The 23338-nt window shown below is 53.5% G+C and carries 20 protein-coding genes and 4 tRNA genes; 8 read left to right on the top strand and 16 right to left on the bottom strand.

What is annotated here, in order from left to right; translation table 11 throughout:
- Positions 1-23: 23 nt before the first annotated feature.
- Positions 24-287: a type B 50S ribosomal protein L31 gene (locus IQ22_RS07905; RefSeq protein ID WP_145140578.1), complete on the bottom strand. Its 264-nt coding sequence runs from the start codon at positions 285-287 to the stop codon at positions 24-26.
- A 283-nt stretch (positions 288-570) separates the two neighbouring features.
- On the opposite strand from IQ22_RS07905, the gene IQ22_RS07900 reads away from it, so the two are divergent.
- The 4 genes from IQ22_RS07900 to IQ22_RS07885 all read left to right on the top strand — a co-directional run bounded on the left by IQ22_RS07900 (position 571) and on the right by IQ22_RS07885 (position 5638).
- Positions 571-2343, top strand: coding sequence for an N-acetylglutaminylglutamine amidotransferase (locus tag IQ22_RS07900; RefSeq protein ID WP_145140577.1), 1773 nt, complete (start codon positions 571-573; stop codon positions 2341-2343).
- Between the two features lie 17 nt (positions 2344-2360).
- A complete protein-coding gene (gene ngg / locus IQ22_RS07895; protein ID WP_145140574.1) occupies positions 2361-4100 on the top strand; it encodes an N-acetylglutaminylglutamine synthetase in 1740 nt (579 codons plus the stop codon).
- Positions 4097-5296 carry an osmoprotectant NAGGN system M42 family peptidase gene (locus IQ22_RS07890; RefSeq protein WP_145140571.1) on the top strand — a complete coding sequence of 400 codons (1200 nt, stop codon included), beginning with the start codon at positions 4097-4099 and terminating at the stop codon, positions 5294-5296. Before ngg ends, IQ22_RS07890 begins: the two co-directional genes overlap by 4 nt.
- A gap of 93 nt (positions 5297-5389) precedes the next feature.
- On the top strand, positions 5390-5638 hold the full coding sequence (locus IQ22_RS07885; RefSeq protein ID WP_145140567.1) for a YheU family protein: 249 nt from the start codon (positions 5390-5392) through the stop codon (positions 5636-5638).
- Between the two features lie 16 nt (positions 5639-5654).
- Here the strand turns inward: IQ22_RS07885 and IQ22_RS07880 are convergent, their stop codons facing one another.
- The 10 genes from IQ22_RS07880 to IQ22_RS07835 all read right to left on the bottom strand — a co-directional run bounded on the left by IQ22_RS07880 (position 5655) and on the right by IQ22_RS07835 (position 11550).
- Positions 5655-5987 (bottom strand): YnfA family protein, encoded by a 333-nt coding sequence (locus IQ22_RS07880; RefSeq protein ID WP_145140564.1) that lies wholly within the window; start codon positions 5985-5987, stop codon positions 5655-5657.
- Between the two features lie 24 nt (positions 5988-6011).
- The gene (locus IQ22_RS07875) at positions 6012-7151 is read right to left on the bottom strand and encodes a GNAT family N-acetyltransferase (RefSeq protein WP_145140560.1); all 1140 of its coding nucleotides are present in this window, start codon (positions 7149-7151) and stop codon (positions 6012-6014) included.
- A 237-nt stretch (positions 7152-7388) separates the two neighbouring features.
- Positions 7389-7464: transfer RNA gene (locus IQ22_RS07870), tRNA-Glu, on the bottom strand.
- Between the two features lie 45 nt (positions 7465-7509).
- Positions 7510-7585 (bottom strand) — tRNA-Ala (locus IQ22_RS07865).
- A 41-nt stretch (positions 7586-7626) separates the two neighbouring features.
- A tRNA-Glu gene (locus IQ22_RS07860) sits at positions 7627-7702 on the bottom strand.
- Between the two features lie 45 nt (positions 7703-7747).
- Positions 7748-7823 (bottom strand) — tRNA-Ala (locus IQ22_RS07855).
- A 232-nt stretch (positions 7824-8055) separates the two neighbouring features.
- Positions 8056-9177, bottom strand: a complete 1122-nt coding sequence (locus tag IQ22_RS07850; RefSeq protein ID WP_145140557.1) for a beta-ketoacyl-ACP synthase III — start codon at positions 9175-9177, stop codon at positions 8056-8058.
- A 115-nt stretch (positions 9178-9292) separates the two neighbouring features.
- Positions 9293-9619 (bottom strand): hypothetical protein, encoded by a 327-nt coding sequence (locus IQ22_RS07845; protein WP_145140554.1) that lies wholly within the window; start codon positions 9617-9619, stop codon positions 9293-9295.
- Positions 9620-9958: 339 nt separating this feature from the next.
- Complete coding sequence (locus IQ22_RS07840; protein WP_145140551.1) at positions 9959-10954, bottom strand: TRAP transporter substrate-binding protein; 996 nt, start codon at positions 10952-10954, stop codon at positions 9959-9961.
- A 395-nt stretch (positions 10955-11349) separates the two neighbouring features.
- Positions 11350-11550: a hypothetical protein gene (locus tag IQ22_RS07835; protein ID WP_145140548.1), complete on the bottom strand. Its 201-nt coding sequence runs from the start codon at positions 11548-11550 to the stop codon at positions 11350-11352.
- 160 nt (positions 11551-11710) lie between these two features.
- Between IQ22_RS07835 and IQ22_RS07830 the strand changes: the two genes are divergently transcribed.
- The gene (locus tag IQ22_RS07830) at positions 11711-12490 is read left to right on the top strand and encodes a transporter substrate-binding domain-containing protein (RefSeq protein ID WP_145140545.1); all 780 of its coding nucleotides are present in this window, start codon (positions 11711-11713) and stop codon (positions 12488-12490) included.
- 69 nt (positions 12491-12559) lie between these two features.
- On the opposite strand, the gene IQ22_RS07825 is transcribed toward IQ22_RS07830, so the two are convergent.
- Positions 12560-12889, bottom strand: a complete 330-nt coding sequence (locus tag IQ22_RS07825) for a DUF1992 domain-containing protein (RefSeq protein ID WP_145140542.1) — start codon at positions 12887-12889, stop codon at positions 12560-12562.
- A 168-nt stretch (positions 12890-13057) separates the two neighbouring features.
- Here IQ22_RS07825 and IQ22_RS07820 point away from each other — a divergent pair, with 168 nt between their 5' ends.
- On the top strand, positions 13058-13876 hold the full coding sequence (locus tag IQ22_RS07820) for a helix-turn-helix transcriptional regulator (protein WP_145140540.1): 819 nt from the start codon (positions 13058-13060) through the stop codon (positions 13874-13876).
- On the opposite strand, the gene IQ22_RS07815 is transcribed toward IQ22_RS07820, so the two are convergent.
- The 3 genes from IQ22_RS07815 to fadD1 all read right to left on the bottom strand — a co-directional run bounded on the left by IQ22_RS07815 (position 13867) and on the right by fadD1 (position 20787).
- Positions 13867-14469, bottom strand: coding sequence for a LysE family translocator (locus IQ22_RS07815; protein ID WP_145140537.1), 603 nt, complete (start codon positions 14467-14469; stop codon positions 13867-13869). The two genes, IQ22_RS07820 and IQ22_RS07815, sit on opposite strands and share 10 nt — an antisense overlap.
- Positions 14470-14890: 421 nt before the next feature.
- Positions 14891-18940, bottom strand: a complete 4050-nt coding sequence (hrpA, locus tag IQ22_RS07810; protein ID WP_145140534.1) for an ATP-dependent RNA helicase HrpA — start codon at positions 18938-18940, stop codon at positions 14891-14893.
- 161 nt (positions 18941-19101) lie between these two features.
- The gene (fadD1, locus tag IQ22_RS07805) at positions 19102-20787 is read right to left on the bottom strand and encodes a long-chain-fatty-acid--CoA ligase FadD1 (RefSeq protein WP_145140531.1); all 1686 of its coding nucleotides are present in this window, start codon (positions 20785-20787) and stop codon (positions 19102-19104) included.
- A 291-nt stretch (positions 20788-21078) separates the two neighbouring features.
- Between fadD1 and IQ22_RS07800 the strand changes: the two genes are divergently transcribed.
- Positions 21079-21549, top strand: a complete 471-nt coding sequence (locus IQ22_RS07800; RefSeq protein ID WP_145140528.1) for a MaoC family dehydratase — start codon at positions 21079-21081, stop codon at positions 21547-21549.
- Between the two features lie 189 nt (positions 21550-21738).
- Here the strand turns inward: IQ22_RS07800 and IQ22_RS07795 are convergent, their stop codons facing one another.
- Positions 21739-22587 (bottom strand): glycine betaine ABC transporter substrate-binding protein, encoded by an 849-nt coding sequence (locus IQ22_RS07795; RefSeq protein ID WP_145140525.1) that lies wholly within the window; start codon positions 22585-22587, stop codon positions 21739-21741.
- Between the two features lie 222 nt (positions 22588-22809).
- On the opposite strand from IQ22_RS07795, the gene IQ22_RS07790 reads away from it, so the two are divergent.
- On the top strand, positions 22810-23298 hold the full coding sequence (locus IQ22_RS07790) for a GNAT family N-acetyltransferase (protein ID WP_145140523.1): 489 nt from the start codon (positions 22810-22812) through the stop codon (positions 23296-23298).
- Positions 23299-23338 lie beyond the last annotated feature (40 nt).

Here is a 23338-nt window from a genome sequence, read left to right as displayed (position 1 = left end):
AGGGCTTAAAGAAAAGCCATTGCTTAGCGCGAGGTACTGCCGCCCGGAAAACCGGCGAAGCGCTTGTTAAAGCTGGACACACGGCCCTCATTCTTCATCTGACGCTGCTCACCGGTATAAATCGGATGAGAGGCACTGGAAACATCCAACGCCACGTAAGGATACGTCTTACCCTCATACTCCTGGGTTCGATCAGTCTGAGCAGTAGAGCCAATCAGAAAATAAGTGTCTGATGTCGTGTCATGAAACAACACTGGCCGGTAGTTGGGATGGATATTAGGTTTCATGGTACCTCCTATTAAGTAACGTGGGCAGAACGCCGAGGCGTTATTCGTTACATTATAACAAAAGACATTTCCAGTGACTTTGAGTTCAACGAAAACCTCATTCTCCTCGCAGACTCCTTTCATCCAAAATCGTTTGGCTAGAACAATTGTTTAGTGTTTTAGCAGGCAGTAGATCACGGCCTTGCTCAACCGAAGCGATGAAAAATGCAACTTACCTCCCGAATGCTTGTCGTTTCCCTATGGAAAAAAATTCCATCCCCAACGGAGCAACCGGTAAGGAACTATGTGCGGTATAGCTGGAGAATTACGTTTCGATAATCGCCCCGTCGCGCTCGCAGCGCTTGAGCGGGTTACTCATCGCCTCGCCCAACGCGGCCCTGACGCGTGGGGATTTCACAGCCAAGGGCCTGTAGCGCTTGGTCACCGACGATTGAAAATCATGGATTTAGCCGAGGCCTCTGGCCAGCCGATGATCGACTCGGATACGGGTCTATCCATGGTATTCAACGGCGCCATCTATAACTACCCTGAGCTGCGTAATGAACTGGAAGCCAAGGGATATCGCTTTCACTCAGGGGGTGACACCGAGATTTTGCTGAAGGCCTATCACGCCTGGGGCGAAAGCATGCTGCCCAAACTAAATGGCATGTTTGTCTTCGCTATCTGGGAACGCGACAAGCAGCAGATGTTTATCGCTCGTGATCGCCTGGGCATCAAACCGCTTTATTTGACCCAGGACAAAAATCGCCTGCGTTTTGCATCGACCCTGCCCGCCCTGCTCGAAGCAGGAGACGTCGATACCTCGCTTGATCCGGTAGCCCTGAACTATTACCTGAACTTCCATGCGGTAGTTCCGGCGCCTCACACACTGTTGAATGGTGTGAAGAAAATGCCGCCTGCTACCTGGATGCGCATTGACGCTACCGGCAAGACCGAGCAACAAACGTGGTGGACACTTGATTACGGTCCCGCGCCTGACGAAGTGAACTACAGCATGGCGGACTGGAGCGATAAGGTACTGCACAGCCTGCGCGACGCTGTAGCCATTCGCCAACGAGCGGCACGTGACGTAGGTGTCCTGCTCTCAGGTGGCGTGGATTCCAGTCTGCTGGTGGGTCTGCTGCATGAATCTGGCGTGAACGATTTATTGACCTTCTCAATCGGTTTCGAGGATGCAGGCGGTGAACGCGGCGACGAGTTTATCTACTCTGACCTCATTGCCAAGCACTACGGTACGCGCCATCACAAACTGCGTATCAACGAGTCCGAAATCATTGAGCAACTGCCTGCAGCTTTCCGTGCCATGAGCGAACCGATGGTCAGCCATGACTGCATCGCTTTCTACCTCCTGTCACGAGAAGTGTCCAAGCACTGCAAGGTCGTCCAAAGCGGTCAGGGTGCTGACGAGCTATTTGCCGGTTATCACTGGTATCCCATAGTCGACAGCGCCAGCGATCCCTTCGCTGCGTATCGCTCGGCCTTTTTTGACCGCGATTATGCCGAATACGCCAATACGGTGCAGGATGCCTACCGTGTCGAAAACGATGCGGCTGGCGATTTCGTTCGACAACATTTTGCCCAGCGCGGCGCTGAGGCAGGTGTCGACAAGGCATTGCGTCTCGATAGTACGATCATGCTGGTAGACGATCCGGTTAAAAGGGTCGATAACATGACCATGGCCTGGGGTCTAGAAGCACGTGTTCCCTTCCTTGACTACCGTCTGGCCGAATTGTCTGCCCGCATTCCTGCACAGTTCAAACTGGGTGATGGTGGTAAACATGTGCTCAAGGAGGCTGCACGTCGGGTCATCCCGCATGAAGTTATCGACCGCCCCAAAGGCTATTTTCCAGTACCGGGACTCAAGCATCTGGAAGGTAATACCCTGAACTGGGTACGAGAGCTTCTACTGGACCCAAGCCAGGATCGTCAGGTGTTCAACACGGCCGAAATCGAACGACTACTGGCTAACCCCGAGGACCGGATCACTCCGCTGCGCGGTTCGAAGCTATGGCAACTAGCGGCACTAAATCTATGGCTAAGTGAACAAGGCCTATAGTGCTGGAGGATTGCACAATGAAAGCGGTTTCCATCAACCAGCGTCTTCAGCGAGCCCAGACCCCTTCCTACGAGCGCCTACAGGCCCGCATGACAGAAGATGCACGGGCTGCCTGTCAGCCCGTTTGTCTGCACTGCGGTTGGGGGCGGCTCCTGATCGGTCACACCTATTCCGACCCTAAAAGCCTGGCCAAGGAACTGCTGAATGAACAGCCAGGCGAGCGTGATATTGCACTCTATGTCGCAGCGCCGCAGCAAGTCCTGGCGCAGGCACCTCAACAACTTTTCCTGGACCCCTCCGATACGCTCCGTCTCTGGTTCACTGACTATCGCCCGGCGTATAGCCCTCACCGAGGCTTTCGTATTCGTCGCGTCTATAGCGAGCACGACTGGAACGAAATCAATCGCCTCTATCAGACCCGGCATATGTTGCCGGTCGATACCAAAAAACTGACGCCACGGCATAAAGGCGGACCGGTATATTGGTTGGCCGAAGATCAGGACACCGGCGAAATTATTGGGTCCGTCATGGGCCTTAACCACATGAAGGCCTTCAATGACCCTGAATGTGGCTCCAGCTTATGGTGCTTGGCCGTAGCGCCCAATTGCTCGCGCCCCGGCGTTGGCGAAGCGCTGGTTCGCCATTTGATTGAGCACTACGCCAGCCGCGGCCTGGACTTTCTCGACCTCTCGGTCATGCACACCAACCGCCAAGCCAAACGCCTATATGACAAACTCGGCTTTCGCGAGCTGCAGACCTTTACCATTAAACGTAAGAACGGCATCAATCAGCCACTGTTCTTGGGTCCTGGCCCCGAGGCGGACCTCAACCCCTATGCCAAGATTATTGTCAGCGAAGCCCAGCGGCGAGGGATCGATGTTCAGGTCGATGACGTCGAGGCCGGTCTGTTCACGCTTATTCAAGGCAACCGCCGCATCCGCTGTCGAGAATCACTGACCGACCTTACCAGCGCCGTCAGCATGACGCTGTGTCAGGATAAAACCCTGACCATTCGCACCCTCAAAGAGGCCGGGCTGTGTGTACCCGAACAAATCCTGGCTGGCTCGGACGAGGAAAATGAAGCCTTTCTGGCCAAGCACGGCGCCTTGGTCATTAAACCGGTCAATGGCGAGCAAGGCAAAGGCGTAGCCGTAGATATTCGCGACCCGGAGCATTTGAAAGCAGCCATTGCCCAGGCACGCAAGCACGATGATCGAGTCCTGCTCGAAAGTTACCATGCCGGCATGGACCTGCGTGTTGTGGTCATTGGCTATGAGGTGGTTGCAGCAGCAATTAGGCGGCCGGCAGAAATCATTGGTAACGGCAAGCACACCATCCATGAATTGATCGAAGCTCAAAGCCGTCGTCGCCAAGCCGCTACGAGTGGGGAGAGTCGTATTCCTTTAGACGATGAAACCGAACGCACAATTCGCTCAGCCGGGTATACATATGATTCAGTTCTGCCGGAAGGCGTTCGGCTTGCTGTACGCAAGACAGCTAATCTGCATACCGGCGGTACGCTCGAAGATGTCACCGATATTCTTCATCCCGTTCTTGCCCAGGCAGCAATTAGCGCTGCCCGCGCCTTGAGCATCCCGGTAACCGGCATGGACCTGCTAGTGCCTGCGGCTGATCAGAGCGAATACGTGATCATCGAAGCGAATGAACGCCCTGGACTGGCCAATCATGAGCCTCGTCCAACGGCTGAGCGCTTTATTGATCTGTTGTTTCCCTTGTCACGCGAGGTTCCTGCATGACAAAGCTGCCATCGCCCGATCTTGACTATCTTCGCCGCGTCCTGTTGGAGATGCTGGCCATTCCTAGCCCAACCGGCTTTACCGATACGATCGTCATGTATGTGGCCGAGCGCCTTAATGAACTCGATATTCCGTATGAATTGACCCGCCGCGGTACGATTCGCGCCACGCTCAAGGGTCGTAAAGAAAGCCCAGACCGGGCCGTATCGGCTCACCTGGATACCATTGGCGCTATCGTTCGTGAGATCAAGGACAATGGCCGTCTTGCCTTGGCAGCGGTAGGTCACTGGTCCAGCCGCTTCGCAGAAGGCAGTCGGGTCAGCATTTTTACCGATAACGGCACGCTCCGCGGTAGCGTTCTACCTTTGCTTGCATCGGGACATGCTTTCAATACCGAAGTCGATAAAATGCCGGTCAGTTGGGACCATATCGAAGTTCGCCTGGACGCTATTACCAAGAGCCGTGTGGAAACCGAATACCTGGGTATTCGGGTAGGCGACTTCATAGCCTTCGATCCGCTTCCAGAATTCACCGAAAGCGGTTATATCAGCGCTCGTCACCTTGATGACAAAGCCGGTGTCGCGGCGCTGCTGACAGCGCTTAAGATAATCAAGGAAGAAGGTGTCATCCCGCCTATCGATTGCCACCCTCTCTTTACCATCACCGAAGAAGTCGGCTCTGGTGCTGCTGGCGCCCTTCCCTGGGATGTCAGCGAATTCGTTGGTATCGACATCGCCCCTGTCGCGCCCGGTCAACAATCCGACGAGCACCGGGTCAGCGTGGCTCTACACGATTCGAGTGGACCGTATGACTATCATCTATCCCGCTATCTCCTAAGGCTTGCGGAACAACACAGCATCCCGGTTCGCCGTGATCTGTTCCGTTACTACTACAGCGATGCCCACTCAGCCATTAATGCTGGCCATGATGTGCGAATCGCTCTCTTGGCGTTTGGATGCGATGCTACACATGGATACGAGCGCACCCATATTGTCAGTCTGGCCGCCCTTAGCCAGCTGCTGGTGGGCTATATAATGAGTCCGCCCGTCTTTGATAGCGACGCCGAGCCTGCCGATACCTCTACAGAGCGCTTCGCTCATCAGCTGGATCTGGAAGAAACCCACCAGAACAACCAGACAGATCTCCCCCATCTTGAGCACTTGATCGGCGAAGGAACCGATCACGCCAAGGACTAAGCATAAGGCCGACTCGTCGAGTCGGCTTTCTCCCCTCTCGCCAGAAAACATCCGGCACGTTAGCATCGCGACCCGCTTGAGGAGTTGCCTACCATGCTGATCCCCTACGACATGCTTAATCACGACACGCTCGCCAATCTACTGGAAGACTTTGTGACACGTGAAGGCACTGATAATGGCGACGAAACGCCATTAGATATCCGGGTTGCACGCGCCCGACGCGCCCTGGAGCAAGGGGAGGCCGTAATCGTCTTTGAACCCGACAGCGGTCAATGCCAGCTGATGCTCAGACGGGACGTTCCCAAGGAATGGCTTACCGAGCCAGGAAAGGAAGAAATATAGCAAGAGACTGCTTTCCTCACTGAGAGGAAAACCGTGGCCCTATTACTAATAGGCCTACACCCAGCAGACACAACGCAGCGCCTGCCAGATCCGTCCAGCCTGGACGCGTCTTTTCAACCAGCCCCAGCCAGAACAGTGAAGCTACGATGTAAATGCCGCCGTAGGCTGCATAGGCACGGCCCGCATAAGCTGCTTCGACCCGTGTCAGTACTAAGGCGAAACAAGCCAGGGAAATCATCCCGGGCAGCAACCATAGCGGGCTTTTTTCCAACCGCAACCACAGCCAGAAGGTGTAGCAGCCGGCAATTTCAAACACGGCCGCCAGGGTAAACCACAAATAATTGAGCATGGATTTTAACGCCGACTCTAAAGGCTATAACGCGGCCTGGTCTTCCTGTTTAAATGGTAGCGCTTCCGCTGCCGCTTGCGCATAACGTCGAATACCCTCGCGTTCGTCTTCAAGGAATTGGCTCACCGCTGTACGCAATCCCGGATGTACAAGGTAGTGCCACGAGCGTGTCAGAACCGGCTCGAATCCGCGAATAAGCTTGTGTTCGCCCTGTGCCCCTGCATCAAAACGCGTAATGCCCTCACGAATCGCATAGTCGATCCCTTGATAAAAACAGGTTTCAAAGTGCAGCCGGTCGAACTCAGCCAGACATCCCCAGTAACGTCCATACAATATATTTTCGTCCCGTAAGTAGAACGCCATGGCCACTGGACGACCCGCCTGCAGCGCCAATACGACTCGAATGGCCTCAGGCATCCGCGCTGCCAGCTCGCTAAAGAACGCTCGGGTCAGATACGGCTCCTGACCTCGCACCGCATACGTATTGGCATAACAGGCATACACGAAATCCCAAGATTGCTCGCGCAGAGAGGCGCCATCATGCCATTCGAATTCGATACCTTGCCCAGCAACCTGCTCCCGCTCCTTACGTAGCTGCTTGCGCTTACGTGAAGCAAGTGCATCGAGAAAATCCTGAAAATCCCGATAGCCCCGATTATGCCAATGGAACTGACAGCCCAGGCGCTCCAGCCAACCCTCCTGCTCTGCCAGCAAGGTATCCGCATAGCTGTCAGTAAAGTTGATATGCAGCCCCGAAAGGCCTCGCCCTTCGAGCTTACCGGTTAACCCCAACAATAGTTGTACGCACGCGTCAGGCTCACCTAGAAGCCGCGCCCCTCCCACAGGCGAGAACGGCACAGCAGACAATAATTTAGGGTAGTAATCGATTCCAGCCCGATGACATGCATCGGCCCATGCCCAGTCAAAAACATATTCCCCGTAAGAATGGTATTTGGTATATGCCGGCATGGCCGCCCGAAGCGTTCCCTCGAAGTCCCGGACGATATAGTGCGACGGTTTCCAGCCCGTACGACGCCCAACGCTGCCGCTGGCCTCTAGCGAAGACAAGAACTCATGACGCATGAAAGGCTGATGGGTAGGTAAAAGCCCGTTCCATGCGTCTGCAGGCAATTCGGACAGGTTTTCAAGCCGCTCTATGATCACAGATGTCCCCTACTGGTGCCCTTAAAGGTGTCCTCTACAGGCGCATCCCGTTAAAGGTTTATATCTAGCAAAGACCTGTATGAACAGCGACTTTCTTAATAAGACGCCTCGTCATACATACTTAGCTCGATCCAGAACAGACTACGTTCTTGAGCTGGGCTCGGCGCTATTTATGACCGTTAAAATGGCCAAATCGCAGACAAAAAAAAGTCGCCATCAAGGCGACTTTTTAAATAATGGCGTCCCCTAGGGGACTCGAACCCCTGTTACCGCCGTGAAAGGGCGGTGTCCTAGGCCACTAGACGAAGGGGACGAAACCTTCGATTTAGATCAGCACAGCATGCTGACTCTGGAAATTTGGTGGAGCTAGACGGGATCGAACCGTCGACCTCTTGCATGCCATGCAAGCGCTCTCCCAGCTGAGCTATAGCCCCGTAACACATTGTCGCTCTGGGTATTTAGCGACTATTAAATATGGCGTCCCCTAGGGGACTCGAACCCCTGTTACCGCCGTGAAAGGGCGGTGTCCTAGGCCACTAGACGAAGGGGACGAAACCTTCGATTTAGATCAGCACAGCATGCTGACTCTGGAAATTTGGTGGAGCTAGACGGGATCGAACCGTCGACCTCTTGCATGCCATGCAAGCGCTCTCCCAGCTGAGCTATAGCCCCGTCGCTAAGACGGGGCGAATCTTAAGGTTACCTCGACCATGTGTCAACGGCATTTTTAGGATTCAGTGAAAATATTTGCTGAATACACAGTAACTTATACCGTTTCGCCTGGCTGCAGCTCCTTCCGCGCCCTACCCTATTCCATTGGTATAGCAAGCTCTCCAACAAATTTCACTTGTACTGATATCCTGCTGGATTAATAGTGACGTAGAGCTAATTGCTTATAAGGTGATCAATGCTTGCGCAGTACCACTGAGCCAATGGAGTAACCGGCACCAAACGAGCTGAGTACTCCAAGATTTCCTGGCTTCAAGTCATCCTGATTGAGGTGTAGCGCAATCACCGAACCGGCCGAGCTAGTGTTGGCATAGGTATCGAGGATCACCGGCGATTCATGAGGCTCAGCATCGCGCCCGAGCAGGCGGCGCACGATGAGTTGATTCATGTTGAGATTGGCCTGGTGCAGCCAGAACCGGCTAACCTTGTCGATAGGAATGTGCAACTCAGCGAGGTGCGTACTAATTAGGTCAGCCACCATCGGACAGACCTCCTTGAATACCTTGCGCCCCTCCTGCACAAAAAGTTTATCTGGATTGCCCATTCCCTCTTCTGCGGCACGGTTAAGGAAACCGAAGTTGTTGCGAATGTTATTAGAGAATTGGGTTAACAGCTTGGTCCCTAGAATCTCAAGCTGATATGGTGAAATTGCTAGATCAGCTCGCTCAATGATCAAGGCGGTAGCCGCATCGCCAAAAATGAAATGGCTGTCACGGTCACGGAAATTAAGGTGGCCTGTACAAATTTCCGGGTCTACTACCAAAACAGCCCGTGCCTGCCCTAACTGGACCGCATTGGCGGCTGTCTGCAAGCCAAAGGTAGCCGAGGAACATGCCACATTCATGTCGAACCCGAAACCCTGGATACCCAGCGCCGCTTGTACCTCAATAGCAATAGCTGGATAAGGCCGTTGCAAATTGGAGCATGCCACGATGACTCCATCGATATCTGCCGGGGTCCGGCCCGCACGGCTCAATGCCTCACGAGCTGCCGTCACACTCATTTCACACAGAATCGACCACTCATCATTACTACGCTCAGGAATATGAGGAACCATACGCTGCGGATCGAGAATACCTTCCTTATCAATCACATAACGGCTTTTTATACCGGATGCTTTTTCGATAAAGGCCGAGCTGGATTCTTGTTTCGCTTCGCATTCGCCACGAGCGATAGCCTCGGCATGCTCGCGGTTATAGTGCTGGACATAGGCATTGAATGACGCTACCAATTCATCGTTAGAAATACGATGAGGTGGGGTATATAGGCCGGTGCCGCTAATGACTGCCTGATGCACGGTCGTTCCTCTGGCTCTTGTAAGAATAAGAACCTATTGTGCCGGAAATCATGACCAAACCCTATGCAGAACACCTTTATCATTTACCTTCCCTCATACCCATGAGAGATCAAGCTCAATGCTTGCGACAGACTAGTTTTGCCTGAGTCGCCGCTCCAGCAGCCTTACCTGGCATTCGCAGCAATACCGATTGACCAGGGGTTAGAATATGATGTTCTTGCTCCGCATCTTGAGGCCCATGAGCTTGCAGCCAGCAATCTACGGTTACCTGATCGTTATTAGTCAATCTAAGGCCTTGAGGGGAATCGTTAGGTAATTCCTCGCCCGAGGACTCCGCCAGAATATTCAGCTCACTGACATCCTGGTCGAGCTCAAGCCCTTGAGCCAGGCACAGGCCAGAGAACAGGGTGGCAATAATGATTGAGGGGATTTTCATGCGCATGGCGCGCTCCTTTAGGTTTTCCCTGTTTGAACAAGAAAAACATCTACTGTTCCTCTGCTCAAGACATTCCAAAAGAGACGACTAGCGGACAGCTACCCCTAGTTATACAAGCGATCAGGAGTCGGCAAGCGGACTTGAAATCCAGGTCAACTCTTAAGACCAAGCCGTAACGAAAGACAGGAAGAGGCAGAGCCAGCTCTTTAAAAGCCAACACAGCAGTGTTTTTAGGCGGCCAAACCGGACAATACCTAAAGAAAGGCGTAGAGAAAGATCATTGGCTATGCCTTTCAAGTGAAGGGCATAGCCAAAGCAAGGAATGGCTAGATAAGAACTGAATACTTAGCGACGATTGACCAACTGAGCGGCATGAAGGACATCGGCCCCAATCTTCGCTTCATAACTCTTTAGCAAGGGAGCCATGGTCTTGCGCCAAGCGGCGCGCTCAGCTGCGGTCAGACTGATCAGCTTACTGGAACCGGAGTTGACAATGTTTTCCCGGTCTTTCGCATTAATACTCTCGGCCTCTTTATTAACGACCTGCGTTACCTCATCCGAGATCTGTTCCAGCTGGCTACGAATCGCAAAGGGCAAACTGTTCCAGAATTTGGAATTAGTGATCAGCATATAGGCCAATACGCCGTGATTGCTTTCCGTGATGTAAGGCTGAACGGTATTAATCTTCTGGCTATATAAGTTGGACCAAGTGTTTTCTGTGCCCTGGACTTGACCCGACTTAAGCGCCTTATAGGACTGGTTGAACGGCAACTTCACTGCTTTGGCACCGATCTGCTTGAACTGCTCGTCTAGCAGGTTAGAGGCCTGAATACGGAAAGCAAGATTCTTGGCATCGTCCGGCTTGCGCAGCTCCCGTGTAGCAGTCAGTTGCTTCATGCCATTGTTCCAATAGGCCAGGCCATAGATCCCGTGTGAAGCCATGGAGCCCAATAACTCACGGCTTTTATCGCGACGCTGAAACCGCTTGACAGCTTCCATGTCATCGAACAGGAACGGCATATCGAAGACTTCGAGCTGCTTGGTGTACTGATCAAATTTGGAAAGCGAAGGAGCTAGCATCTGTACATCGTTGCGTATTAGAGCATCCAGTTCGTCTTCATCGCCATATAGTGTCGAGTTAGGGTAAACCTCGACCTTGACCTTACCGGCTAATCGTTCCTGTACCAGTTTCTGGAACAGTCGAGCGCCCTTTCCCTTAGGCGTGTCGTCTGAAACCACATGGGAAAACTTGATAATAACTGGCTCGTCGGCAAGGGCCGAAGCCGCCGGAGCGATGGTCAGTGATGCCGCAAACAGCGTCATAGCGACAAATTTGAACATGGTGTTCCCTTTTGTATTCTCGAATAAAAAACCGGCTGATGAAGTTTTCGTTCCGGTAACATCATGAGGTATGGCCAAAAGCCTAGGTCAACTGACATTTATTCTTCTTTTACGACCGTTTTTGACGCACGGATGCCCATCGACATATACCAACATGGAAAACCTATCAGGCAGGGTAGCCGGTAACACAACGTTCTACGGCACCCTATAGGTGGCCAGTATGCAAAATGCTGGCCTACAGGCGCGACAACTCAACTACTTAGCAAAAGCATAGGCAGTCGCCTGAAAAATAGGGGAAACGGCATATTTAGGCGCTGGCTTGAAAGCACTCCGAACCAAACGCTTCAAGCCTGAACGTTGATCGATTAACAACGAAAGAACATACAAGACGGTGTTTACTGTGTGCCGTCCTCTGACTCACCTTCAGACTCTAACGCCTCTTCATCTCCCACAGAGGTCACAAAGTCTTCGTCTACGTCGTAACTACCTCCTGGCACGTTTTCCAATGGGGCATTATCGTCACTGGCTTTCCATACCTGGGCAAAGCAGGCGCCAGGGATGCAGATACGAGTTTCAGGCAGGCGGTTCGGATACATAGGAAACTCTCATCAAATAGAGGGCTGTAAAGAATGGACCTAGAGGTGACCTGGCAGTTCGATGTTTCAGGCCATCGGTTCTGGCTTTCTCCTTGAGCCCTCCGTTCCCTTCCGGTAGCGTGCATCCACCCTGAAAATAACAGCAAAAGGATCCAGCATAATGAGAGGAACATGGGTAGCTAGTTTAATCATAGCGATGGGTACGGCCCATGCGGAAAGCTCTCCTTCCCGTCTCGACAGTGTGCTCCAAGACGGCACTTTAAAGGTCTGCACAACAGGGGACTACAAGCCCTATACCTACCTTCGAGAAGATGGCAATTATGAAGGTATTGAGATTGCCATGGCCGAGTCGCTGGCCCGTAGCCTGGGAGTACAAGTGGAGTGGGTAAAAACCACCTGGAAAACCCTGATGCCGGACTTTCTTGCAAAAGAATGCGACATGGCCGTTGGTGGTGTCTCGATTTCGCTTGAACGCCAGAAAAAGGCCTTTTTTAGCGACGCGATTACCGTCGACGGCAAGATTCCGTTTGTGCGTTGCGAGGACACCAAACGCTATGAAACCATTGAGCAAATCAATAAGCCTTCGGTTCGCCTGATAGAACCGCCAGGTGGTACCAACGAGGCCTTTGCTCGCCGGGAACTACCACAGGCGCAACTGACATTATTTAAGGATAACGTCACCATTTTCGAACACCTGGTCAACAAGCAAGCCGATGTCATGATCACTGACGCCTCGGAAGCCCTTTTCCAGCAGACCCACTACCCTTCGCTGTGCGCTGTAAACCCTGACAAACCCATGCAGTACAGCCAAAAAGCGTTTCTGTTGCCTCGTGACGATGTAACCTGGAAGGCGTATGTGGATCAATGGCTGCATCTCAACAAGGCTACCGGTGAATACCAGAGAATTGTCGGCCAGTGGCTAGCCAAGACTAAGACATGACCCACTTTTATAGCTCAAGTTAAAGCCCAGGTAGACCTGGTTACGGCTAGACCTACCTGTAAGGCGCTATTAGCCTTTGCCTAGCTGCCGGAGCTTTTCCAAGCGAAAGGCAATCTGCTGCTCCAGCTCACTAAGCTTTTGCTGTAACTGTTTTCGCGTTGCGGAATCCTGCTCAGCCTCGATGTTCGCTTTCAATTGAGCACGCTGATGAAACAAATCTATTTCACGGGGAGGAATGCCGGCATTCTTGAGAACCCGGAAAGGCATACGCAATCCTTCTGGCGTTTGTAGCCATCCCTCATCAATTTTCAACGGCTCGCCCTTGCCAGTCACCTGCTTTTGCCAGGCCTCGACCTCTCTAGCAATCCTGCGCTCGATCTCCTGCTCCAATGTACTCATGAGACCTCCAGGGAAAAGAAACTACGATTACTAAATCCTAAGGATATGACGCTGTTGAACAAGCAGCCCGCTTGACCGACAGGATGCTCTGTTTGCGAGGGTGCCTATATAACGGCGGGCATTGCTATAGTGAGGGAAGTCCAGCCGAATGAGGTCAGTCTATCTACCATGCCTACTTCCTCTCTATCCCGCTTCTGGCGTGATGAATCCCTACCATTTATCGAGGCACGAGAAGTTCTGGATGGTCGTAAGGTCTGCTATGCAAGGCACTCCCATGACACGTTTTCCATCGGTGCGATTACGGCTGGCCGTAGCACTTACCTTAATGGCCATCATCTGATGCACATCGCTCAGGGCGATGTCGTCCTGATGAATCCTCAGGCCGTTCATGCATGCAATCCGATCGAGAATGAGCCCTGGGCGTATCGAATGTTCTATGTAGATACCGCCTGGCTGGGGCAGCTCCAGCATGAGTTAGGAGCAGATGTGGCCGCTGGATTCTCGGCCTTTGCTGTGACCCATACTGGCGATACCGTTCTGTATCGAGCGCTCAATCAGCTATACGACATGCTGACTGATCCGGATGCTGACACGCTCCACCGGCACAGTAGCGCAATCGAGTTTTTCACCCTACTGCAACAGCGCCTTGGCCCGAAGTCGCTCACGCTTCCAGCCCAGCCACTTGAATCTCTTCAGCGAGCAGCCAGGTTTATCGGCGAACACTGCACCGAAGCGCTCAGGCTGGATGACATTTGCCTGGCTGCCAATCTGTCACCGTCCTATTTGATTCGAGCGTTTAAACAGCACTACGGTATGACGCCTCATGCGTACCTGATCAACCGCCGGATTCAGCGCAGCCGGCAGTGGCTAAAAGAAGGTCGCGGCCTTGCAGAAGTGGCAGCGGCTGCCGGTTTTTCCGATCAGGCGCATTTTCAACGCATGTTCAAAAAGCACTTGGCTGCGACCCCAGGTCATTATCAGGGCTGAAGAGCTCCGCCCTTCAATAGATAGAACGCACTGCCCGCCAGCAAAGCGGCCATGATCCGATTGAGTAGCCGAATACGGCGAGGCTGCTGCACATAGCTCTTGAGAAAACTGCCGGCATAGGCCCAGCAGGCAATCGAGCCATAGCAGACAACAAAATACAGTGCAGCAAACTGCCAAACCTTTATAACGTCTCCATCTGCTGCATAAGCGCCCATCCCTGCTAACGAAGCTAACCATGCCTTAGGGTTTAGCCATTGCATCAGTGCTCCTCGATACAACGAGGGTCGGTTCTCAACAGAGTTAGCCCCTAAGCTTCCATCATCCCGTGCCAGTTGATAGGCCATATACAGAAGAAAAACGACCCCACCCCATTGAATAAGCTGAATCAAGCCTGACACATGCCCGAGCAGCTTATACAACCCAAGCCCAATCGAAAGCAGTAAGACAGTAAACCCTACAGTCGCCCCGGTCACATGTTGCAAACTGCTCAAGAAACCATGACGGGCGCCTGCTCCAAGCGCAACCAGGTTGACGGGCCCTGGGGATATAGAAGAGGCCAGCGCAAAGGCAGCCATGGGAAAAAGCATGTCCATTAGGTACTCACTCGCGTAATCAAGACGCGAAACACGTTAATACCCAATGAAAAAGCCGTATTGAAGGAAATTACCCTTAACCAGTAAGGGTATTCTTTATCCTGTTATCCACACGTAAAGCCTTGATCTTGTCACTTTCCATGTCCGGCTATTCGTTTGGTTAGCCGCTCCAGTGAAAATGCCTCAGCCGACCACTACACTACCCAAGATGAAGCGCACTGGCCAAGCCTGCTGCTTTGGCACTTGCGGTAGTGATAGTTAACTCCGCTACACCCGCACTTCTTATTGGAACGAGAATGCTTTAGGCCTAAAGGACAGCCGGGCGTGCTGTTTGGGCTATCAAAATCTTCGAAGACTGGCCAACCAACCCGGTAGACCAGGACTTTGCGCCCTGATTTACGGGACGTTACGATCGAAACGCTCAAGCCTCGACTGACTGCCACTGTTTACTCAAGCGCTTATCCGAAACGGGCATACGCGTTCCTAGCTGTTGAGCGAACAACGATACGCGGTACTCTTCCAGCATCCACCGATACAACATCAGGTTCACGTCGCGCTTGCCTTCCTGGGCATGCTTGGCAACTCGAGCCTTGTACTGATCCCAGTACCCCATTAGCTCCGAAGTCCAGACACGGTCCCGCTGTACCTGCGAGCCCACCTTATCCAGGCGCTGCTCAACAGCCTTGAGGTAGCGTGGATACTCCTTGAGCCATTCCAATGGCGTTTCGCGAACGAACCTGGGATAGACCAGATGAGCGATTTGCTGCTTGATATCGTTCAAAGCCATAGCCTGGGCCAGGTCGATCTTACCTTTGAAACGCTTTTGCAAAGCATGCCATTGCTTGAGGATATCCAGAACCAGCCGAGCCACACGCTCGGCATGCTCGGTCAATCCGCCGCGCTTTTTCTCGGCAAGCGAAGCCAATGCGGCACCGTCCCGCGGAAGTGTTGCTTCTCCCTCAAGAATGCAGCTATCCAGACTGGCCAGCAGAATGTCCTCCACCAGAGCATCTACACGGCCTAGTTCGCGATAGAGCAACCCTAGCTCGGTCAGCCCCGGCAGTTTGGTGCGCAGGAACTTGACCTGATCATTCAATTGCTGCAGTAGCAGCCGCTGAAGCGCTCGACGATGCTGGAATTCAGCCTCGGAAGCCGTGGGGAAGCGGCCTTCCTTAACAACACCACCCTCTTCTACCAACGCGGGATACACTGTCATGGAAAGCCCGGCGATTTTCTGCTGGGCCTGCTCTGGTACAGCGGCAAATGCTTTGGCTTCGACCGGCTTCTGCTGCTCGGCCTTGTGCTGGGGAATGGCCAGCGCTGCCTGACTCGCTTCGGCAAACCGTGCCGTCAGCTCAGACAAATCCCAACCTTCACCCAAATACTTGCCATCGGCATCCACTACCTCTATGTTCATGCGCAAATGACGATCAAGAAGCTTGGCCGCTTCCGGCCAGGCTTCTTCAGGGACTCGCGCACCGGTCATTCGCTGCAATTCACGAGCAAGACTCTCATACAGCGAGCCTTGACCAAAGACAACTTTATCTAGGGCTGCCCTGACGAAATCCGGTACCGGAACGAAGTTCTTGCGGACGGCCTTGGGCAGGTTGCGAACCAGCGCTACCGCCTTGTCATACAGCAGCCCGGGCACAAGCCAGTCCAGCCGCTCCGCTGGTAATTGCGGTAACAGCGGAGCCGGCACGCGCAGGGTGACGCCATCACGCGGATGGGTCGGATCGAACTCATAGGTAAGCGGCAATTGCAGATCACCGATCCGTAGCGTGTCCGGATATTGCGCTGCTGTGACCTCACTGGCCTCGCGGGCAAGCACATCCTCTTCCCGCATGATCAGAAGCTGCGGATTCTTCGCACTTTCCCGCTTGTACCAACTATCGAAAGTTGCTGTCTGGTAGACATCTTCCGGCAGGCGGGCCGCATAGAAGTCAAACAGCGTTTCCTCATCAGCCAGGATATCGCGGCGGCGTGCCTTGGCCTCTAATTCATCGAGCCGCTCAAGGAGCTGCCGATTAGCGCTCAGGCATTTGGCGCGCGACTGAATCTCACCGCGCACCAAGCCTTCACGGATAAACAGCTCGCGTGAAACGACTGGATCGATCGGACCGTAATGTACTGGACGCCTCGCCACAATGATCAAGCCGTAAAGCGTGATTTGCTCATAGGCGATGACCTGTCCGCGCTTCTTCTCCCAGTGGGGCTCGAAGTAGTTGGGCTTGGTAAGATGACGCGCCAGCGGTTCGACCCAGTCCGGTTCAATCTTTGCAACCATTCGCGCGAACAGCTTGGTGGTTTCAACCAGTTCGGCCGCCATTACCCAGTTGGGCTTCTTACGACCGATCACGCTCGAGGGATGTACCCAGAAACGACGCTGCCGTGCACCAAGGAAGTCCCCCTCCTCGGTCCTATTACCGATCTGACTGAGCAAGCCTGAAAGAATGGCTTTATGCACAGCCGCATAACCTTTCGCACGTTGAGCGGCCTCGGCGGCTTCTGCTTGCAACGCCGCCTTGGTATTGACCTTCTTGTCTGTAGAGCGAGCCTGTTCACCAGACGTCTGGTGCTGGGCCACCTCCTCTTTCACGTCACCTTTGCGTGCATCGCCGCCCTTGTTTGTCTGCAGCCTGAGTTCGCGACAAATGAGCGTGAGCTGACGATGCGCGTCTCGCCACTCGCGTAGACGCAAGTAGCTGAGGAAGTTCTTACGGCACCAACTGCGCAGTGCATTGGAGCCTAGCGCCTGCCGCTGCTCCTCAAAGCCATGCCACACGTTGATCAGGGCCGCGAAGTCCGAATCGGGATCTTTCCACTGTGCATGGGCTTGGTCAGCGGCCTGCTGACGCTCGGCCGGCCGCTCACGCGGATCCTGTACCGATAGTGCACTGGCTACAATCAGCACCTCTGCCAAGCTGCCCTGCTCGGCCGCTTCGAGCAACATACGGCCCAGGCGTGGATCAATTGGCAAACGCGCCAACTGCCGCCCTAATGGTGTCAACTGCCCTTGTGGGCTAACAGCCGACAGTTCCTGCAACAGGGTAAAGCCATCCTTGATCGCCTTGCCATCCGGCGGCTCAATAAAGGGGAAGTCCTCAATACGGCCTAAACGCAAATGCAGCATCTGCAAAATGACCGCCGCCAGGTTGGTCCGCAGGATTTCCGGATCGGTAAAATGCGGGCGAGAGAGAAAATCCTCCTCGCTATAAAGGCGGATACAGATACCCGGTTCTACCCGCCCACAGCGTCCCTTTCGCTGATTGGCGCTGGCCTGGGACACGGCCTCAATCGGCAACCGCTGGACCTTGGCACGATAGCTGTACCGACTGATCCGTGCGGTCCCGCTGTCGATCACGTAACGAATGCCCGGTACGGTCAGTGAGGTTTCCGCTACGTTCGTAGCCAGCACAACACGCCGCCCCGGATGAGACTGGAAGATCTTTTGCTGCTCAGCAGGTGTCAGGCGCGCATAGAGCGGAAGAATTTCCGTATGCTTGAGATTTGCCTTACGCAACACCTCGGCCGCATCCCGAATCTCCCGCTCTCCTGGCAGAAAGACCAGTACATCGCCCGGTCGCTTCTTCTCGCTGCGCTCATAAGCGTCCAGCTCATCCAAGGCAGCCAGAATGCCTTGATCCACACTCAGGTCTTCTTCGATGCGATTACCGTCTTCATCGATCTCGGCCGCCAGCGGACGATACCAGGTCTCTACGGGATAGGTTCGCCCGGACACCTCCACAATGGGTGCATCGCCGAAATGCTTTGAAAACCGCTCCAGATCGATCGTCGCCGAGGTAATGATCAGCTTGAGGTCTGGCCGTCGCGGCAATAGGGTTTGCAGGAATCCCAGCAGGAAATCGATGTTGAGACTGCGCTCGTGGGCTTCGTCCACAATGATCGTATCGTAGCGCTCAAGGTAACGATCATGCTGCGTCTCGGCCAGGAGGATACCGTCAGTCATCAGCTTGATCAGGCTGCGCTCATTGCTCTGATCCTCGAAGCGCACCTGATAACCCACCAGCTCGCCAAGCGGCGTGCCGATTTCTTCGGCTACCCGGGCAGCAACACTACGTGCCGCCAGACGACGAGGCTGGGTATGTCCGATCAGTCCTTTGGTGCCACGCCCCATTTCCAGGCAAATCTTGGGAAGCTGCGTGGTCTTTCCTGAACCGGTTTCGCCTGCGATGACCACAACCTGGTGCTTTTCCAAGGCAGCCTTGATCTCATCGCGTTTGGCCGCAATGGGCAGATTATCGTCGTAACGCAGGGCTGGCACGCTGGCCCTACGCGCCTCCACACGAGCGCACGAGGCCTCGAGACGTTCTATCCATTGAGCCAGTTTCGTCTCGTTTGGATGTTTGCGAAGCTCGCCTAACTGGCGGCGAAGACGGTGACGATCGGCCATCAGGGCCGAGTCGAGGCGTTGCAAGAGCTGGTCGAAAGACGGTGTCTGATCTGTCATTGAATGCTGTATGGCAACCATTTTAATTAGGAGCGCTCGCAGACCAGCGCAGTTCGCCGATCATGGAAGCTGCTGAAAAAGCGAAAGACTATTGTCGCAGATTTGCCTGGCTGAAAACGAAAAAGCCCCGATCCAGTCGGGGCTCTGTTAGACGGCCGCAGTCAAGCGCTGAGTTTTTTCAGCTCTTGATCCCGCAGCTCGCGGCGCAGAATCTTGCCGACGTTAGTCGTAGGAAGGCTATCGCGAAACTCTACATACTTAGGGCGCTTGTAGCCGGTCAGGTTATCGTGCATATGTTTAAGCACCTGCTCGGTAGTTAGCGAAGTACCTGGCTTGGGCACCACGAAGACCTTTATCTGTTCGCCAGCCTTGTCATCCGGAACCCCGATAGCGGCACATTGCAGCACACCCGGCAGCTGCGCCAGTACATCCTCCAACTCATTTGGATATACATTGAAACCGGAGACTAGAATCATATCCTTTTTCCGATCAACGATCCGGATATAACCGTCGGACTCGATCACGGCAATATCTCCGGTACGCAGCCAGCCGTCTGGGCTTAACACTTCAGCCGTAGCCTCCGGACGGTTCCAGTAGCCCTTCATGACCTGCGGACCTTTCACACACAACTCGCCCGGCGTTCCGAACGGTTGAGCGACACCATCGTCGTCCACTACCTTACAGTCTGTTGAAGGAACCGGTATCCCGATAGTACCCAGCCGACAATGCTGAATAGGGTTGACGCTGACTACCGGACTGGTCTCGGTCATGCCATAACCTTCGCAGATGCCGCACCCTGTAATTTCCTTCCAGCGGTCAGCCGCCGCATGTTGAAGCGCCATTCCACCGGAAAGGGTCACCTTGAGTGCAGAAAAATCCAGCGCCCGGAAGTGTTCATTATTGCATAGCGCTACAAACAGAGTATTAAGCCCGACGAAACCCGTAAACTTCCATTTGGACAAGTCCTTGATCATTGCGGGTAAATCGCGCGGATTGGTGATCAAGACGTTGTGATTGCCTAACAACATCATCGCCATGCAATGAAAGGTAAAGGCATATATGTGGTAGAGCGGCAAAGGGGCAATAACAATTTCCCGCCCTTCCTGCATGTTACAAGCCATTAATACCTGGCACTGAAGCATGTTAGCCAGCAGATTACGGTGCGTCAGCATGGCACCTTTGGCGATACCGGTCGTACCGCCTGTGTACTGCAAAACCGCCACGTCATCGCTGGCCGGTAAAGCGTCCACCACCACTTCCTTATGCCCTTGGGCCAAGGCGTCCGTAAACTTTATGGCGCGAGGCAGATGATAGGCGGGTACCATCTTTTTCACATACCGCACCACACTATTGACCAGCAGCCGCTTGAGCGGAGGCAAGAGATCACCAACCTCCGTAATGATCACATGGCGAATTTCAGTATTTGGCAGCACCTGCTCAGCCAAATGCGCCATATTTGCCAAGCAAACCAATGCCAAGACACCCGCATCCTTGAACTGATGCTGCATTTCCCGGGCGGTATACAAAGGGTTGGTATTGACGACAATAAGCCCCGCCCGCATGGCACCGAAAATCGCTACAGGATATTGCAGAACATTAGGTAGCTGAATGGCAATGCGGTCGCCCGGCTTTAAATCAGTATGATTTTGCAGATATGCCGCGAACTGCCCTGACAGGGTATAGAGTTCCTGATAGGTAAGCGTTTGCCCTAAATTACTGAAAGCGATCTTGTCTGCAAAGCGCTTGCAAGACTCCTTAAGCACCGCCTGAACGTTGGGATAACGATCAGGATCGATTTCCGAAGCGATACCATCTGGATATTTGTCCTTCCAGAAATTCTGGGTCATGGAAGCCCACTCCTAAGCGACAACGTGTTCTTGTTGTGATTGTATCGCCTCCGGCAGAAGGGCGAAGGCGCAGCGAGGTTATCAGCTTTAACTTGTTGCCACCAGCACCGAAAGGCGGACCTAAAGCTCTTAAAATGACCAAAATAGCAAATACAGTCACAACACTGCACCCACTAACCTGTTTGCTTGAGAAAGAACCCCAAGACGTGCCGCTCGGCCTGCCTAAAGCGTCTTATTCGCTTTTACAGGTTAGCCTGCAAGTCACCCTATCCAAACAAGGGAGAAGTCCTGTTGAGCATTACTGAAAACAAGCCCTACGAAACCCTGGAAGTCGGCCAGAAGGCCATCGTGAGCCGTATTGTTGAAGAGCGAGATATCTTGTTATTTGCCGAGGTTTCGGGGGATCGCAACCCTGTACACCTGGACGAAGCCTACGCTGCCAAAACCGCTTTCAAGGGGCGGATTGCCCATGGCATGCTGACTGGAGCCCTTATCAGTGCAGCCATCGCATGCGAGTTGCCAGGCCCTGGCTCGATTTATCTCGGGCAGAGCCTGACGTTCAGCAAGCCGGTCAAACTGGGCGATACGCTACGCATTGAAATCGAAGTGCTGGAAAAGTTGCCGAAAAATCGAGTTCGCCTGGCGACGCGGATCTTTAATCAGCATGATGAATCTGTAGTAGAAGGCGAAGCTGAAGTTCTGGCTCCTCGCAAACCACTAAGTATCGAACTCAGTACGCTACCGCCCGTTACGATTGGCTGATACTACAATCCGCATCGTGTACACGATCAAACATCACTAGCCCAAGAAGCTGAACTGCTTTAGTGCTCGGTAATGTTTAGCGTAGAAAGGGCATAGCGATGCGGCTTGCCTTTAGAAGCACTTCTAGAACGAAGCAGCAGCACGATTCGGAAACAAGAGGCCCCGCTTAAAGCGGGGCCTCTTCAAACTTTATAGCCAGCTATTCATCCGTTCTGGATGCGCCTTTAACCAGTCCTGAGCAGCCTGATCAGGCTTTTTACCTTCTTCGATAGCAAGCATGACCTCGTTGACTTCACCGGGCTGCCAAGCGAATTTTTTCAAGAAGTCCCACACCGGCTTGGCTTTTTCCTCCAAAGCAGGATTGGCCATAGTATTAACGTGCTCGGAGCCGCCATAAACGCCCTTGGGATCTTCAAGAAATTTCAATTTCCATTTGGCAAACATCCAGTGCGGAATCCAGCCGGTTACCGCGATAGGCTTTTGATCTTTTTCCGCACGGATGAGCTCAGCAATCATTCCACTTCCGGAGCTGGCAACCAGTTTGTAATCCAGCCCATACGCCTTGATGGCTTCATCTGTCTTGAGCATAACGCCAGCCCCTGCATCGATTCCAACGATACGTCCGGCAAAGGCATCCTTTTGTGCCTGCAAATCGCTAATGGTATTGGCAGTTACATACTGCGGCACGATCAGACCGATCCTGGCATCAGGTGTATTGACGTTCAGGTCCACTACGTCATTTTTCATCTTTTCATAATAGGAGCCGTGAGTTGCTGGCAGCCAGGCCGACAACATGGCGTCCAGTTTGCCACGAGCCACCCCCTGCCACATGATCCCTGCCGCCACTGGCATCAACTTCACTTCATAGCCCAGCTTTTGCCGAATCACCTCCGCGGCAGTATGGGTCGTCGCGACGCTGTCGGCCCAGCCATCCACGTAGCCAATAGTAATAATGGGTTTGGCTGCCAGGGCCAAGCTAGCAGCGGCAGACAGGGCTAGGCCCATGCCTATACCTAGTAGTTTTTTTATTGCTCGCATCAGGTTTCCTCTCCCAAGGTCTTGGATGAAGGGCCACTCGAGCCCCCTCTATCTTCAAGCCAGACAAGACCCGCATGAGCTTGAAAGCGACCTTGACGACCCCTGCCACGACATCAGCTGTTTGGTATATCCAAAAATGCATGGCCAAGCCTTAACAAAGCGCAGCTTGCTTCACCAATGATGGGTCGGCATCCTTTGCTATTTTGAATCCGAGAACATGCCATGCCCTGCTTAAATATTCGTCCTGCTACGGCTGATGACGTACCTACCATCCTGGCGTTCATCAAGGAGCTGGCCGATTATGAAAAGCTTCCTCATGAAGTAATCGCTACAGAAGAAACACTCCGTCAGACATTATTTGGCACACCTCGCTATGCCGAAGTATTAATCGGTGAAGTAGACGATCTCCCGGCCGGCTTTGCCTTGTTCTTTCATAACTACTCCACCTGGCTCGCCAAACCCGGCCTCTATCTCGAAGACCTCTACGTTCAACCTTCCGCTCGCGGAGTCGGGCTTGGCAAAGCCCTGCTGATTACCTTGGCCAAGCTAGCAGTTGAGCGTGGCTGCGGGCGCCTAGAGTGGTCCGTGCTGGACTGGAACGAGCCGGCAATTCAGTTCTACCAAAGCCTGGGTGCAACGGCGATGGATGAGTGGACGGTCAACCGAGTCACTGGCGAGGCGCTGACAAATCTGGCCGGGCGCACACTTTGAAACGACGGACCTGAGTGAGGCGCACCATATCGCTAGGCTA

Origin of the sequence: Pseudomonas duriflava (genome assembly GCF_007830155.1) — a bacterium.
In the GTDB taxonomy this organism is placed as follows: Bacteria; Pseudomonadota; Gammaproteobacteria; order Pseudomonadales; family Pseudomonadaceae; genus Chryseomonas; species Chryseomonas duriflava.
This window is presented reverse-complemented; position numbering and strand designations above follow the sequence as displayed.

Excerpts from the sequence above, each read along its gene's own strand:
- IQ22_RS07905 (WP_145140578.1), bottom strand. The coding sequence starts at position 287 with ATGAAACCTAATATCCATCCCAACTACCGGCCAGTGTTGTTTCATGAC.
- IQ22_RS07835 (WP_145140548.1), bottom strand. The coding sequence starts at position 11,550 with ATGTATCCGAACCGCCTGCCTGAAACTCGTATCTGCATCCCTGGCGCC.
- IQ22_RS07825 (WP_145140542.1), bottom strand. The coding sequence starts at position 12,889 with ATGAGTACATTGGAGCAGGAGATCGAGCGCAGGATTGCTAGAGAGGTC.
- IQ22_RS07830 (WP_145140545.1), top strand. The coding sequence starts at position 11,711 with ATGAGAGGAACATGGGTAGCTAGTTTAATCATAGCGATGGGTACGGCC.
- IQ22_RS07880 (WP_145140564.1), bottom strand. The coding sequence starts at position 5,987 with ATGCTCAATTATTTGTGGTTTACCCTGGCGGCCGTGTTTGAAATTGCC.
- ngg (WP_145140574.1), top strand. The coding sequence starts at position 2,361 with ATGAAAGCGGTTTCCATCAACCAGCGTCTTCAGCGAGCCCAGACCCCT.
- IQ22_RS07845 (WP_145140554.1), bottom strand. The coding sequence starts at position 9,619 with ATGCGCATGAAAATCCCCTCAATCATTATTGCCACCCTGTTCTCTGGC.
- hrpA (WP_145140534.1), bottom strand. The coding sequence starts at position 18,940 with ATGACAGATCAGACACCGTCTTTCGACCAGCTCTTGCAACGCCTCGAC.
- fadD1 (WP_145140531.1), bottom strand. The coding sequence starts at position 20,787 with ATGACCCAGAATTTCTGGAAGGACAAATATCCAGATGGTATCGCTTCG.
- IQ22_RS07790 (WP_145140523.1), top strand. The coding sequence starts at position 22,810 with ATGCCCTGCTTAAATATTCGTCCTGCTACGGCTGATGACGTACCTACC.
- IQ22_RS07820 (WP_145140540.1), top strand. The coding sequence starts at position 13,058 with ATGCCTACTTCCTCTCTATCCCGCTTCTGGCGTGATGAATCCCTACCA.
- IQ22_RS07815 (WP_145140537.1), bottom strand. The coding sequence starts at position 14,469 with ATGGACATGCTTTTTCCCATGGCTGCCTTTGCGCTGGCCTCTTCTATA.
- IQ22_RS07840 (WP_145140551.1), bottom strand. The coding sequence starts at position 10,954 with ATGTTCAAATTTGTCGCTATGACGCTGTTTGCGGCATCACTGACCATC.
- IQ22_RS07890 (WP_145140571.1), top strand. The coding sequence starts at position 4,097 with ATGACAAAGCTGCCATCGCCCGATCTTGACTATCTTCGCCGCGTCCTG.
- IQ22_RS07795 (WP_145140525.1), bottom strand. The coding sequence starts at position 22,587 with ATGCGAGCAATAAAAAAACTACTAGGTATAGGCATGGGCCTAGCCCTG.
- IQ22_RS07885 (WP_145140567.1), top strand. The coding sequence starts at position 5,390 with ATGCTGATCCCCTACGACATGCTTAATCACGACACGCTCGCCAATCTA.
- IQ22_RS07900 (WP_145140577.1), top strand. The coding sequence starts at position 571 with ATGTGCGGTATAGCTGGAGAATTACGTTTCGATAATCGCCCCGTCGCG.